Origin of the sequence: Vagococcus fluvialis, from assembly GCF_048815235.1 — a bacterium.
Taxonomy (GTDB): Bacteria; Bacillota; Bacilli; order Lactobacillales; family Vagococcaceae; genus Vagococcus.
On the sequence record NZ_JBMEAO010000014.1, the window covers coordinates 38969 to 52095 of the forward strand.

Annotated in this window: 14 protein-coding genes and 1 tRNA gene; 7 read left to right on the forward strand and 8 right to left on the reverse strand. The window is 32.3% G+C overall.

All coding sequences use genetic code 11. From position 1 onward, the window contains the following. The first annotated feature begins 36 nt into the window (after positions 1-36). Entirely contained in the window at positions 37-1206 is a 1170-nt protein-coding gene (locus ACODH8_RS10070; RefSeq protein ID WP_420517728.1) for a tyrosine-type recombinase/integrase, read from the forward strand. 138 nt (positions 1207-1344) lie between these two features. On the opposite strand, the gene ACODH8_RS10075 is transcribed toward ACODH8_RS10070, so the two are convergent. The 3 genes from ACODH8_RS10075 to ACODH8_RS10085 all read right to left on the reverse strand — a co-directional run bounded on the left by ACODH8_RS10075 (position 1345) and on the right by ACODH8_RS10085 (position 2774). Next, positions 1345-1417: transfer RNA gene (locus ACODH8_RS10075), tRNA-Lys, on the reverse strand. A gap of 35 nt (positions 1418-1452) precedes the next feature. Next, complete coding sequence (locus ACODH8_RS10080; protein ID WP_332525957.1) at positions 1453-2055, reverse strand: hypothetical protein; 603 nt, start codon at positions 2053-2055, stop codon at positions 1453-1455. A gap of 320 nt (positions 2056-2375) precedes the next feature. Then, entirely contained in the window at positions 2376-2774 is a 399-nt protein-coding gene (locus ACODH8_RS10085; RefSeq protein ID WP_332525958.1) for a YxeA family protein, read from the reverse strand. Positions 2775-3217: 443 nt separating this feature from the next. On the opposite strand from ACODH8_RS10085, the gene nrdH reads away from it, so the two are divergent. The 4 genes from nrdH to nrdF are packed head-to-tail and all read left to right on the forward strand — an operon-like array spanning position 3218 to position 6950. Beyond that, positions 3218-3451: a glutaredoxin-like protein NrdH gene (gene nrdH / locus ACODH8_RS10090; protein ID WP_332467028.1), complete on the forward strand. Its 234-nt coding sequence runs from the start codon at positions 3218-3220 to the stop codon at positions 3449-3451. A 1-nt stretch (position 3452) separates the two neighbouring features. Further along, positions 3453-3830, forward strand: a complete 378-nt coding sequence (nrdI, locus tag ACODH8_RS10095) for a class Ib ribonucleoside-diphosphate reductase assembly flavoprotein NrdI (protein ID WP_332467027.1) — start codon at positions 3453-3455, stop codon at positions 3828-3830. After that, the gene (gene nrdE / locus ACODH8_RS10100; RefSeq protein WP_332467026.1) at positions 3811-5973 is read left to right on the forward strand and encodes a class 1b ribonucleoside-diphosphate reductase subunit alpha; all 2163 of its coding nucleotides are present in this window, start codon (positions 3811-3813) and stop codon (positions 5971-5973) included. The genes nrdI and nrdE overlap by 20 nt, the downstream gene beginning before the upstream one ends. Before the next feature lie 14 nt (positions 5974-5987). After that, positions 5988-6950: a class 1b ribonucleoside-diphosphate reductase subunit beta gene (gene nrdF / locus ACODH8_RS10105; protein ID WP_332467025.1), complete on the forward strand. Its 963-nt coding sequence runs from the start codon at positions 5988-5990 to the stop codon at positions 6948-6950. A gap of 87 nt (positions 6951-7037) precedes the next feature. Here the strand turns inward: nrdF and ACODH8_RS10110 are convergent, their stop codons facing one another. The 3 genes from ACODH8_RS10110 to spxA all read right to left on the reverse strand — a co-directional run bounded on the left by ACODH8_RS10110 (position 7038) and on the right by spxA (position 8880). Next, positions 7038-7553, reverse strand: a complete 516-nt coding sequence (locus ACODH8_RS10110) for a GtrA family protein (RefSeq protein ID WP_332467024.1) — start codon at positions 7551-7553, stop codon at positions 7038-7040. A 73-nt stretch (positions 7554-7626) separates the two neighbouring features. Further along, positions 7627-8304 (reverse strand): adaptor protein MecA, encoded by a 678-nt coding sequence (locus tag ACODH8_RS10115; protein ID WP_332467023.1) that lies wholly within the window; start codon positions 8302-8304, stop codon positions 7627-7629. A 177-nt stretch (positions 8305-8481) separates the two neighbouring features. After that, positions 8482-8880 (reverse strand): transcriptional regulator SpxA, encoded by a 399-nt coding sequence (spxA, locus tag ACODH8_RS10120; protein WP_114288927.1) that lies wholly within the window; start codon positions 8878-8880, stop codon positions 8482-8484. 344 nt (positions 8881-9224) lie between these two features. Here spxA and trpS point away from each other — a divergent pair, with 344 nt between their 5' ends. Together trpS and ACODH8_RS10130 are read left to right on the forward strand one after the other, a co-directional pair. Next, entirely contained in the window at positions 9225-10235 is a 1011-nt protein-coding gene (gene trpS, locus ACODH8_RS10125) for a tryptophan--tRNA ligase (RefSeq protein ID WP_332467022.1), read from the forward strand. Positions 10236-10300: 65 nt separating this feature from the next. Next, the gene (locus ACODH8_RS10130) at positions 10301-10870 is read left to right on the forward strand and encodes an ATP-dependent Clp protease proteolytic subunit (protein ID WP_332467021.1); all 570 of its coding nucleotides are present in this window, start codon (positions 10301-10303) and stop codon (positions 10868-10870) included. Positions 10871-10920: 50 nt separating this feature from the next. Here ACODH8_RS10130 and ACODH8_RS10135 read toward each other — a convergent pair whose 3' ends face one another. Next, complete coding sequence (locus ACODH8_RS10135; protein WP_332467020.1) at positions 10921-12384, reverse strand: flotillin family protein; 1464 nt, start codon at positions 12382-12384, stop codon at positions 10921-10923. 21 nt (positions 12385-12405) lie between these two features. Further along, positions 12406-12927 carry an NfeD family protein gene (locus ACODH8_RS10140; protein WP_420503983.1) on the reverse strand — a complete coding sequence of 174 codons (522 nt, stop codon included), beginning with the start codon at positions 12925-12927 and terminating at the stop codon, positions 12406-12408. Between the last annotated feature and the right edge of the window lie 200 nt (positions 12928-13127).

The window sequence follows — 13127 nt, forward strand, 5'->3', positions numbered from 1 at the left end:
TTATGCCTATTTTAGCATAAATAGGAGGAAAATGTAATGGACGATATAAAAGGATCTTACGAACTAATCTCACCTGGAACTTACCGTCTTAGATATCCAATCGGAACTACTGCAAACGGAAATGCTAAACGTTTATCTAAAACCGTTAAAACGAAGAATGATAAGGCTGCACTTAAAGAATTAATTATGTGGAATATCGACTTAGAAGAAAATGGTTATAACGAACTAGATTCTATTACTTTTAAACATTTCTATAATGACTATTGGAAGAAAGCAGCCCAAGAAAATTTAGAAATAAAAACATATGAAGCTTATAATTCAGTTATTCAAGATAGATTTTTAAATACTTTCGCTAATAAGAAAATCAAAGACATTAAACCTTACGAAATAAAAGAAGTTGTGGTTAATGCCAAAAGACTAAAAGCTGTCGATAAATACGGAATTGAATTATCAAGACAAACTAAAAAACGCATTTTAAGCGCAATAAGTAACGTTTTCATTGTCGCTAGGGATGAATACGAGATTGTTAAAGAAAACCCATGTAATCGTGTTATAATCCCCAAAGAGAAGAATGCAAAGAGGTTGACTTACGAGCCTTACACATCTGACGAGATTGCTTTATTATTCGAGAAAATATCTGATGCACCTATTAGAACGAAAGCAATAATTATGACGGCTTTCTTTACTTCTGCTAGACAAGGTGAAATAGTAGCACTCGAAGAACGTCATTTCGATTTTGACAACAATGAAGTTTTATTCGATCAACGGATTATTCAAAAAAGAGATTACTCTTTAGAAAGACTGGATGGTTTAAAAGCTTCTGATAATAAAAAAATGGTTGTTCCTAGCGAGTACATGGGCATCATGAAAGAGTTTATTCAAATCAATATCGAACTCCGCAAAGAATTAAATATAGAAGAAGTTAAACACAAATATATTTTTGGTTCTCCTGAAGGTGAACCTGTCGCACCAGTAAGCTTAAACAGACATTGGGCAAGATTTTGTAAAAAGTACAACTTGAGAAAAATTAGATTTCATGATTTTAGACATACTTCTGCTACTTACTTAATCTCTCAAAATACACCTGTAAAAACTGTACAAGAACGTCTTGGTCATAAAGATTATTCAACAACGATGAACATTTATGCTCATGCATTAAAAGAAGTTGATAAAAAAGCCAGTGATTCATTATCTAAATTTATTTAGGTATGGTGTTATTTAATTATTTTTTATTAAAAAAGTTGCCCCAAAGGTTGCCCCAAAACCTAAAAATGTTGGACAAAAAGAAAAAACGCTGATATACAGACACCTTACAAATGTCTACATATCAACGTTCCTAACATATGGGCTATGAGGGGTTCGAACCCGCGACCCACGGATTAAGAGTCCGTTGCTCTACCAACTGAGCTAATAGCCCTGTTGGCTTTATTATATCACTAGTGTTTTTTTCTTTCAATGAAAATTAGCGATTAATTTCTCTTCTTGTAACTCTGATATATTAACAATTTTCAGTTTTGAGATTTTTTTTTTTGGTTCTTCGAAAAAGGAAACAAATTTATAAAGACGGTCTAGATCACTTAAATCTGACATATCTAATCCTAAATCATCACCTAAATCAAACAACTTTTCTTCAGCACTATCATTTAAATTAACTTGAACTTCCTTAAGCATTAAACCACTACAATTTTTCACACCGTCAGCTAGCTCTAAACCATTTTTTTGTTGGTTGGTGTGATATAAAAATTCGAAAAATTTCACCAAAACTTTTTCAACTTTTTCAAAGAAAGGTATATTGGCAACGATTTTAGTTGGGAAAATAGAAGTTAGCACATCTTCTAAAGCACAATTGCTCCATAGGCACATTGACTCTAAATGATAATCAAACATAAATTCACCAAAGTGATTAATTATTTCTACTGCTGATTGTTGTTCACGGTAACTCAATTGTTTATATCCTAATGTCTTAGTAAAACTCTTAGCGGCAAATTCAACTTCTGTCATAACATTATCAAATAATTCTTCTGCTTCCATTTTATTATATTTTTCTTCCATCATTGTCTATTCCCTCTCTTTCGGTTAAGGGTCTTTTTATAAAAAACCTATCATTTATAAATATACCTTAAACCCGTTTGTGTGTCTATATTGTTTTTGTTTCATTTCTTATGAACTTAGTATAGTTGAGGATAGGCTTTATTTTTTAATTGATTAAGTCTTATAACGCGACAAAAAACTTCTCTTTTCACATTCCTTATTTTTTTGAACAAAGTATTATATTAAGTTTATTCTTATGACTTCAAACAACACAAAAACACTCCTAATAAGCATCTTTTACAGAGCTTTTAAGAGTGTTTAATTATTTATTACTATATAATGGTTTAGTTTAGATGGTCTAATGCTTTTTCTGGTACTTCTTCTTTAGTAACTTCTTCCCATTTTCTGACATCTTGTCCTTTTGTTTTAACTTTTAAGTATTTATCAGGTGTTAATTTTTTACCAAAGGAAACATATTTTAATTCTCGTGTTTTTCCTCTTTTATCATAACTTGTTGTCACATAAACATAATTTAGCTCTTTATCACTTCCGTTACTTTTATAAGTATCAATATACTTATCTGTTGTTTTAACATAAACTTCTTTATTCTTTACAAAAGGATTAAACAAATCAAGCACCATGGCTGTGTCAGATGTGTTGTTTTTAGTGATTAAAGGCGTCCCAAAAAATATAAAGGCCATTCCTAAAAATGAAATAGTATAAATAATTGCTTTTTTTCTCATATAACGACTCCTCTTCCTTCTTCTATATAAAGGATACGTTAAGCTTAAAGCTTTTACCTTTTATCAAACTTACAAAGAACTAACACTTTTGTCACTTATTAGTTTATTCACTAACTACTATATATAGTAGTTAGTATTTTTTTGTTCTAATAACCACGTTTTATTTTTTATCCTTCTATTTTTAGTAAATATTAAATTTCCAAGACACTATATCTTGTTTAACAAAACAATTTAAAACTAATTATGCACAGACTATTTAGCTATAAACACTATATTTATCATGATTTCCATTAACTTATCCACTGCTTATCCACAGGTTTTTCCACAAAACATAGTGTATCAAAAAAAAATAACCACTATATATTGTGTTTTTAAAGATTGACTTTTTTCTCTAACAAGATATACTATTACTTATAGAAATTAAACGAGAGTGAGTGAATAAAATGAGTACAATAACTTTATACACAAAAGATAACTGCCCACAATGCAAGATGACAAAGAAATTTTTAGCTGATAAAAATTTAAGCTTTGAAGAAATCAACATCGATGTTGAGACACAATATATAGATTCATTAAAAGAAAAAGGATTTAGAAGCGTTCCTGTTATTACAACAGCAGACGAAAAAGTAACTATCGTTGGCTTCCGTCCTGATCAATTAAGAACGTTGGCTGTTTAATATGAAGTTAGTCTTTTTTTCTTTAACCGGGCAAACAAGACGCTTTATCAAAAAATTAGGACTTCCCTCTTATGAGATTGATACGAGTAATCCTTTTCACGAGATGAATGAACCTTTTGTACTAATCGTTCCTACTTATGACGCTGAAGTCACTGAAGTAGTGAACGATTTTATTGAGTACAAAACAAATCAAATGAATATGCAAGGTGTTGCTGGTGGGGGAAATTTAAATTTTGCCGATCTTTTTATTTTTACAGCCAAAGACATTTCTCGTGACTACGAGACTCCTTTGCTGTATAGTTTTGAGTTTAGTGGGACTGACACTGATGTAGAAAATTTTAAGAAAGTAGTGAGTAAAATTGAGTCTAAAAAACCTTGATAATGTATCTTATTTTGAATTAAATAATGAAATTAATAGACCTGTGGATGATCAAATCCCATTATATAAAGATAAAGAAGCTTTAGCTGCTTTCTTTAACGAAAACGTTGAACCTCATACAAAGAAATTTGGAAGTGTTCAAGAAAAATTAGATTATTTAATTGAAGAAGATTATATTGAAGCAGAATTTATTGCTAAATATTCTATCCAATTTATTGAATCTTTATATGCTTATTTAGAAGAGCAAAATTTTACCTTTAAGTCATTTATGGCTGCTTATAAGTTTTACTCTCAATATGCTTTAAAAACAAATGACGGCAGTGCTTATTTAGAGCGTTATGAAGACCGTGTGGCATTTAATGCCCTTTATTTTGCAGATGGTAATGAAGAATTAGCAATGAGTTTAGCTGAAGAGATGATTTATCAACGTTACCAACCAGCTACTCCTTCTTTCTTAAACGCTGGTCGTAAACGCCGCGGGGAACTCGTTTCTTGTTTCCTAGTCCAAGTAACTGATGATATGAACAGTATTGGACGCACTATTAACAGTGCCTTACAATTATCTCGTATTGGTGGTGGAGTTGGGATTACTCTATCTAACTTACGTGAAGCAGGTTCTCCTATTAAAGGATTTGAAGGAGCTGCAAGTGGTGTTGTTCCTGTTATGAAGTTATTTGAAGATAGCTTTAGTTATAGTAACCAATTAGGACAAAGACAAGGTGCTGGTGTGGTTTATCTAAACGTTTTCCATCCAGATATTGAAATGTTCTTATCGACTAAAAAAGAAAATGCTGACGAAAAAATTCGTGTTAAAACTCTTTCTTTAGGATTAGTTGTTCCAGATAAATTCTATGAATTAGCTCGTAACAACGAAGACATGTATTTATTTAGCCCATATAGCGTTGAGCGTGAGTATGGTGTTCCATTCTCTTACTTAGATATCACAAAAGAATATGATAACTTAGTAGCAAATCCAAATATTCGTAAACAAAAAATTAGTGCTCGTTACCTAGAAAATGAAATCAGTAAGTTACAACAAGAATCTGGTTACCCATATATCATTAACATTGATACAGCTAACCGTGCTAACCCTGTTTATGGAAAAATTATTATGAGTAACCTATGTTCTGAAATCTTACAAGTTCAAGAGCCTTCTATGGTGAATGACCGTCAAGAGTTTGAAGAATTAGGAACAGATATTTCATGTAACTTAGGTTCAACTAATATTGTTAACCTAATGGATAGCCCTAACTTTGGTAAATCAGTTCGTGCGATGACTCGTGCTTTAACATTTATTACAGATGCATCTGATATTGAAGTTGTTCCTTCTATTCAAAATGGTAATAGATTAAACCACACAATTGGTTTAGGTGCCATGGGACTTCACACATACTTTGCTAAAAATCAAATGGAATATGGTTCTCCTGAGTCTATCGAATTTACAGATGTTTATTTCATGTTATTAAACTACTGGACTTTAGTAGAAAGTAATAACATTGCAAAAGAAAGAAAAGAAACTTTCCATAACTTTGATAAATCTGATTACGCTAATGGAACTTACTTTGATTCTTATATCAATGAACCAATCTTGCCACAATCAGACAAAGTAAAAGAATTATTTGGTAATGTTGATGTACCGACAGCTGAAGATTGGAGTGCTTTGAAAGCCTCTATCAAAGAGCATGGCTTATATCACCAAAACCGTCTTGCTGTAGCTCCAAACGGCTCTATTTCTTATATTAATGATACAAGTGCTAGTATCCATCCTATCACTCGTTTAATTGAAGAACGTCAAGAGAAAAAAATTGGTAAGATTTACTATCCTGCTCCTCATTTATCAAATGAAAGCATGCCGTATTACACGTCTGCTTACGACATGGACATGAGAAAAGTCATTGATGTTTATGCAACAGCTCAAAAGCATATTGATCAAGGAATGAGTTTAACTCTATTTATGCGTTCTGAAATGCCTGAAGGGTTATACGAGTGGAAAAAAGATACGAATAAGCAAACAACACGTGACTTAAACATTTTACGTCACTACGCTTTCCACAAAGGGATTAAATCAATTTATTACGTAAGAACCTTTACTGATGATGCTGAGGAAATCGGAAGTAACCAATGTGAAAGCTGTGTTATTTAAGGAGGAAATCGACCGTGACTAATAGTTATTACAAAGCCATAAACTGGAATGCTATTGAAGATATTATTGATAAATCAACATGGGAAAAACTAACTGAACAATTTTGGTTAGATACTCGTATTCCTTTATCAAATGATTTAGATGACTGGCGTACATTGTCAGAAGATCAAAAAGAAAATATTGGACTTGTTTTTGGTGGTTTAACATTACTAGATACTATCCAATCTGAAAGTGCTATTGATGCATTAAGACCAGACGTAAGAACACCTCACGAAGAAGCTGTTCTTAACAACATTCAATTCATGGAATCTGTTCATGCGAAAAGTTACTCTTCAATCTTTAGTACATTAAACACTAAAGCTGAAATCGAAGACATCTTTGAGTGGACTAATACCAATGAACAATTACAGAAAAAAGCTGAAATTATTAATGAAATCTATTTAAATGGAGATCATTTACAAAAGAAAGTAGCAAGTGTTTACGCTGAAACTTTCCTATTCTATTCAGGTTTCTACGCACCTCTTTATTATTTAGGTAATAATAAATTAGCTAACGTAGCTGAAATCATTAAATTAATCATTCGTGATGAGTCAGTTCATGGGACTTACATTGGTTATAAATTCCAATTAGGTTTTAATGACTTATCTGAAGAAAAACAAGATGAAATGAAAGATTGGATGTATGACCTTCTATTCAAACTTTATGAAAATGAAGAAACATACACTGAGCTACTTTATGACAAATTAGGTTGGACGGAAGATGTTAAAACATTTTTACGTTACAACGCTAACAAAGCATTAATGAATCTTGGAATGGATCCATTATTCCCTGATACAGCAAATGATGTTAACCCAATTGTTATGAATGGTTTATCAACTGGAACAAGTAACCATGACTTCTTCTCTCAAGTTGGTAATGGTTACCTACTTGGAACAGTAGAAGCGATGAACGATGACGATTATTTAATCGGAATGTAACAAAAAGGATTGATCCTAAAAAGATCAATCCTTTTTTTGTCTTAAGAAATAAAAAAAGAAGCTGAACTTTTTCTCAGCTTCTTTAACTTAATAAACCATTTCAATATCTTGTTCTTTTTTGAGGTTAAAAACTATTTTTTTCGAAACAACATAGTTAATAACTACGCCAATTACTTGCGATAATAAGGTAAAAATAAACTCATTTAATAAGTATGGATTACCTACGAATCTCTGTAGCATTGGTAAACTAAACAAAGAATTATTGTAGTTAATCTGTTGCAGTCTTAAAACTTGGATCCAAAAGTTACCAAATTTATCAACAAAAAAGTGCGCAGTACCAATATCAATCGCAAAAACTAACGCGCGACCAATACAAAATTCTAAAAACTGCTGACACGTTTTCTTAAAACCTACTCCAACGTTTTTAAATACAAAATATTTATTAGCAAAAAAAGCAAAGACAATGGCACACCCTTGACCAATGATAACTGGTAATAGGACGCTAGTTGTTAGGTTTTTCGAATAAAAACGGGCGAAAAAATAAATAATAGTACCTAAAGTACCTGCTATGGAATATAATAGTAATTCTTTTCTCAGTAACAAGGGGTTCACCTACTTTCTTTTTTGAACATCTGAACAAGATAAAAGGAATGCTTTCACATTCCTCTGTGATTCATTATTTAAAGTAATGTCGACTCAATTCTAATGCATTTCTATCCATCAAGATTTCGCCGTACTCATCTAAGATATCTGCTGTCACATTAGAACTATGTGCATATTCGTAAAGCTTAGCTAAGTCACTATTGATTTCAATCTCATCTTTTTCTTCAACAAAAAAGGAAACACTTAGATAATAATCTCCTTTATAAATATATAAAGAAGTTAAAACATTATGTAATTTGACATGTTTCGCTAAATCAATCATTTCTTCAAAATCGTTTAAACGTAAAATTTCTTCTTTAACCTTATCTCCATGTTGAAGCATAAAAATTTCCTCATCAACTTCTGCATCAGATTCTTTATCATGAGTTGCTATATGCTCTTTTAAGAAATTAGAGAAGCTATCACCTAAGAGACCATCATCCCCATGTTCGATGTTATTCATATCGTCTAAAGGTAAGTTCTTACTAATAAATAATTCTAGCCCATCTTGATTGGGTAGCACTTGGAAAGTGACAGAATCGGTTTCTTGAAACTGCTCATCTACATCGACTTCTTCCAAAATACTATAGAAAAAACTTTCAATTTGTTTCTGATTACCTAAAAGATCTAAAAATGTTATTCCTCTTTCTTCTAAATCTTCATTACCAATCGAAACTCGAATAGTATTATCGTTAATCCTCTCCATATCCATCTTGCTACACCTCGTTTCTTTATATTTATCTTCTATCATTAGCTTCATTGTATCTAATATTCAAAAAAAGTAAAGTAATCACTACCAACTCCTTTAGAATGGAAATCAAGCTTTGAAAGAATAAAAAACAGCATGCTCGATCTCTCATCACATGCTGATTATAATTATTTAAATCTTTTAAATACCTGCCATCATTTGTGCATGCTTTAACTCGATTGCTCTTACTTCTCTTGGTAAAAAGCGACGAATCTCATCTTCGTTAAATCCTACTTGAAGCCTTTTATCGTCAACCATGATTGGGCGACGCAATAAACCTGGATTTTCCTGAACTAATTTTAAAAGCTCTGGAAGTGATAATTCATCTAAATCAACGTCTAACTTTTGAAACACCTTAGAACGCGTAGAAATTATTTCCTCTGTTCCATCTTCTGTCATCCGTAAAATTTCTTTTAACTCGTCTTGAGTCAATGGTTCTGAGAAAATATTTCTTTCTACAAAGGGAATTTGGTGCTCTTGTAACCAAGCTCGTGCTTTCCGACAGGATGTACAGCTAGGTGAAGTATATAATTTTAACATACCAGTCACTCCCTTTCTAAAAGTAATAGATTAACAGTTAGTTTTTTCTGTTCACTACTCTAACCTAATTATACTATATTTCAGTTCAAAACACTAGCCTATTTTCACTTTAAAATCGAAAAAACACAAGATAAAAACCTTGATATAACAACATTTCTATCCTAATAATAAATTCTTATGACATATTTCACAATTGAGACAAAAAAGAAAAACAGTTATTCTAAAGTGTACCATCTATCACAAAGTTTTGTTATAAAAAACAATACTAGGCAAATGATTTTCTGTTATTATTTTTTCTTTTTAGTATAATAGACATATGACTTAAGACAAAGGTGGAATTTTTAATGGAAACAATTTTTTCTGGAATCCAACCAAGTGGGATTCCGACAATCGGAAATTATATTGGTGCAATGAAACAGTTTGTTGATCTTCAAAAAGAATACAAATGCTATTTTTGTATTGTAGACCAACATGCGATTACTGTACCCCAAGATAGATTAAAATTAAGAGAACAAATCCTTCAATTAGCAGCACTTTATTTAGCTGTTGGAATTGATCCAGAGCATGCCGCAATCTTTGTGCAATCAGAAGTTCCAGCACACTCAGAAGCTGCATGGATTGTTCAATGTAACACTCCTCTTGGTGAGTTAGAACGTATGACTCAATTCAAAGATAAATCACAAAAACAAGTTTCTGTTAACGCTGGTCTTTTAACTTATCCACCATTAATGGTTGCTGATATTATTCTCTATGATACTAATTTAGTGCCTGTTGGAGAAGATCAAAAACAACATTTAGAATTAACTCGTGATTTTGTAGATCGTTTTAATTCTCGTTATGCAGGTAAAAATCAAGAAATTTTAGTGACTCCTGAAGTTAAGATTCCTGGTAAAAACAATGGTGGTCGTATTATGAGTTTACAAGAACCTACTCGCAAAATGAGTAAATCCGATGATAACGCTAAAGGATTCATTTCTATGCTAGATGATCCTAAAATAATTACTAAAAAAATTAAATCTGCTGTAACTGATTCAAGTGGTGTCATTGAATACAATCCTGAAGAAAAACCAGGAATTTCAAACTTACTTGTTATTTATTCATCAGTAACAGATTACTCTATTGAAGAATTAGTTGAAAAATACAAATACAGTGGTTACGGAGATTTTAAAACAGATTTAGCAGAAGCAGTTGTTAAATGGATTGAGCCAATCCATGAAAGATATAATCATTATCTAAATTCTGAAGAGTTACATGATATTTTAGACCGTGGTGCTTTAGAAGCTTCTCAAAAAGCTAACAAAACACTGCAAAAAATGAAAAATGCCGTTGGACTAGGTCGTAAACCAAAACGCTAAATATGAGTATTTTTTTAAATTTATGTTAGAATAATAGTAATAGATATTGGGAGGTTTTTTAATTTATGGAAGAAACAAAAAAACAAGATGTAAACAGCTTACTAACACAAAAAATGATTGAGAATCGTACTATCTTAATCTATGGTGGTATTAATCAAGAATTAGCAAAGGAAGTTAGTAGTCAACTTCTTCTTTTAGCTTCTCTTAGTGACGACCCAATTACTATTTTTATTAATAGTCAAGGTGGTCATGTTGAAGCTGGAGATACAATCCACGACATGATTAAATTTGTCAAACCAGAAGTAAAAGTTATTGGAACTGGATGGGTAGCTAGTGCTGGGATCACTATTTTCCTAGCAGCAAACAAAAAAAATCGTTACTCATTACCAAACACACGCTTCATGATTCATCAACCAGCTGGTGGGGTTCAAGGACAAAGTACTGAAATTCAAATTGAAGCTCGTGAAATCGTAAAAATGCGTGAACGCGTAAACCGTTTAATTGCTAAAGCAACTGGCCAAACTTACGAAAAAGTATCTGAGGACACAGATCGTAACTACTGGATGACTGCTGAAGAAGCTGTTCAATACGGTATTGTTTCAAAAATTATTAAAGCATCTAAGCAAGTTAAATAAGCATAATAAAAAGGACTAGCCAATCTTCATTGGCTAGTCCTTTTTGATATCTAATCTTCTTGATGATCTGTTAAGTTAACAACATTTTTAGAGCCTCTTGATGCAAAGCTTTCTAATAATTCTTTTACATCTAACCCTGTTGTTTCTTTTAATGTTTCTTGAGAAGAAGCTAAAAGGTTTGTAGCGTAATTAGTGATTTTGTTAGCTCCACTATCTTTGCCACCTTGTCCTGTATCAACAACTGTGATTTTTTCAATATTTCCAAGTGGTTGAGAAGCTTCTTTAACAAGTTCTGGTAACATCTCAATCACCATACTTAAGACAGCTGCTTCACCGTATTGTTTGAAGGCTTCAGCAATTTTTGCTTTAGCTTCAGCTTGAGCTTGACCTTGAGCTAAAATAGCATCGGCTTTAGCTTGTCCATCCATACGTACTTGTGCTGCGTTGGCTTCTGCCATCGCTTCCACACGGAATTTTTCCGCTTCTGCTTCTGCTACTTCTTTAGCTTTCATTGCTAAAGCTTCTTGTTCTTTCGCATAACGATCAGCATCCGCTTTTTTCTTCACTTCTGAATCGTATTGTTTCTCACGACGAGTGATTTCTTTTTCTTCTAATTCAATTTGTTTTTGACGCTCAATAACTTTAACTTCCATCTCTTGGGCTACTACTTTTTGTTGTGCCACAGCACTTTCTAAGTTGTAAGCTTGGTCAGCTTTGGCTTTAGCAATATCTTGTTCTTCTTTATAAGCCGCTAGTTTTAATTCTTTTTCTTTTGTTGCTTCAGCAATCTCAGTTTGACGTCCAAGTTCGGCTTCTTGAGATTCTTTTTCAGCTTGTGCTTTTTTAATACGTGTTTCTTTTGTTGCTTCAGCTTCAGCAATCTCTGCATCACGTTTCACTTGAGCAATACGTGGTTTACCTAGTGAATCTAAGTAACCATTTTTATCTCTTACGTCTTTAATCGTAAATGACACAATCACAAGTCCCATTTTAGCTAAATCCACACTGGCTACTTCTTGGACACTTTGACTAAATTTATCACGGTTTTGATAAATTTCTTCTACTGTCATTGACCCTAAAATCGAACGTAAATGACCTTCTAATACTTCTCGTGCTTCATTTTCTAACTCTTCACGAGATTTACCTAAGAATTGCTCTGCTGCTGTTGCGATTTCTTCTACTGAAGAACCAATTTTAATAATTGATGTACCATCAGCCATAACAGGTACACCTTGTTCTGTATAAACTTCTGGTGTTGATACATCAAGTTTACTTGATAGTAAACTTAAACGATTTGATCGTTGGAAGACTGGTAACACGAATGCTCCTCCACCACGAACTATTTTTAATTTATTTCCAGAGTCATCCTTATGAACGTTTTTAACGCCTAAGTAACTCCCACTAATAATTAACGCTTCATCTGGTTGTGCTGTTTGATATTTAGATACAAATACCACTAATAACATTAATAAAATAACCCCAACTAATACAACTGGTAATAATAAAATTCCCATACTCTTGTTCTCTCCTTTTTATTAAACAAAATTTTCTTTGTACGGTACTACGTAACAAACTCGGTCTTTGATTTCAATAATTAAGACCTCATCTCCAGCCTTGACTTCAACTTCTTGTGCTTCGTAATAAGAAGCTGGACGTGTCATACTTCCTGTCACACTAGATATTTTTATTTCTCCCATTCCTTGGAAAGGAATAGGTGTAATCACTGTAGCCGTTCTTCCTTCAATATCTTTTTCAGAAACAGATAAACTTGATTCTGAATTTCGCAAAGGTACCAAAATATAAAAATTCATTAAAAAAACGATAATAGTAGATAACCCTCCACTAGCTAACAAAATAACAAGGCTACTAAAATCAAAGAATTTCTCGCCAACAATGCCAAATAAAGAGGTAAAAGCCAGCCATGGAATGATTAACATCGGATCAATCGGCCCATCAAAATCAAAAATATCTCCAAAAATAAATAAGAAAATCGAAATAACCGTACACCCAATTAAGACATACAAATAGACCGTGTCAATAGGATAACCTTCTATCAAATGCCGCACACTCCTTTCTAAACTCCTACTCCTATTTTACCAATTTTCCCTTTAAAATGACAGGAAAATCGGACGAATCAGTCTTAGGTCTTAGTTTATAAATAACTATTTATTTATTTGAGAACAATTATGTTTATTGTCTTTCTTGCAACTAAGTAAATTCTTTTTGCAACTAAACAAATTAAACTACAAATCAAAAT

Coding starts and splice junctions, on each gene's coding strand:
- ACODH8_RS10080 (WP_332525957.1), bottom strand. CDS start 2,055: ATGATGGAAGAAAAATATAATAAAATGGAAGCAGAAGAATTATTTGAT.
- ACODH8_RS10130 (WP_332467021.1), top strand. CDS start 10,301: ATGGAAGAAACAAAAAAACAAGATGTAAACAGCTTACTAACACAAAAA.
- spxA (WP_114288927.1), bottom strand. CDS start 8,880: ATGTTAAAATTATATACTTCACCTAGCTGTACATCCTGTCGGAAAGCA.
- nrdH (WP_332467028.1), top strand. CDS start 3,218: ATGAGTACAATAACTTTATACACAAAAGATAACTGCCCACAATGCAAG.
- ACODH8_RS10085 (WP_332525958.1), bottom strand. CDS start 2,774: ATGAGAAAAAAAGCAATTATTTATACTATTTCATTTTTAGGAATGGCC.
- trpS (WP_332467022.1), top strand. CDS start 9,225: ATGGAAACAATTTTTTCTGGAATCCAACCAAGTGGGATTCCGACAATC.
- nrdI (WP_332467027.1), top strand. CDS start 3,453: ATGAAGTTAGTCTTTTTTTCTTTAACCGGGCAAACAAGACGCTTTATC.
- ACODH8_RS10070 (WP_420517728.1), top strand. CDS start 37: ATGGACGATATAAAAGGATCTTACGAACTAATCTCACCTGGAACTTAC.
- ACODH8_RS10115 (WP_332467023.1), bottom strand. CDS start 8,304: ATGGATATGGAGAGGATTAACGATAATACTATTCGAGTTTCGATTGGT.
- ACODH8_RS10135 (WP_332467020.1), bottom strand. CDS start 12,384: ATGGGAATTTTATTATTACCAGTTGTATTAGTTGGGGTTATTTTATTA.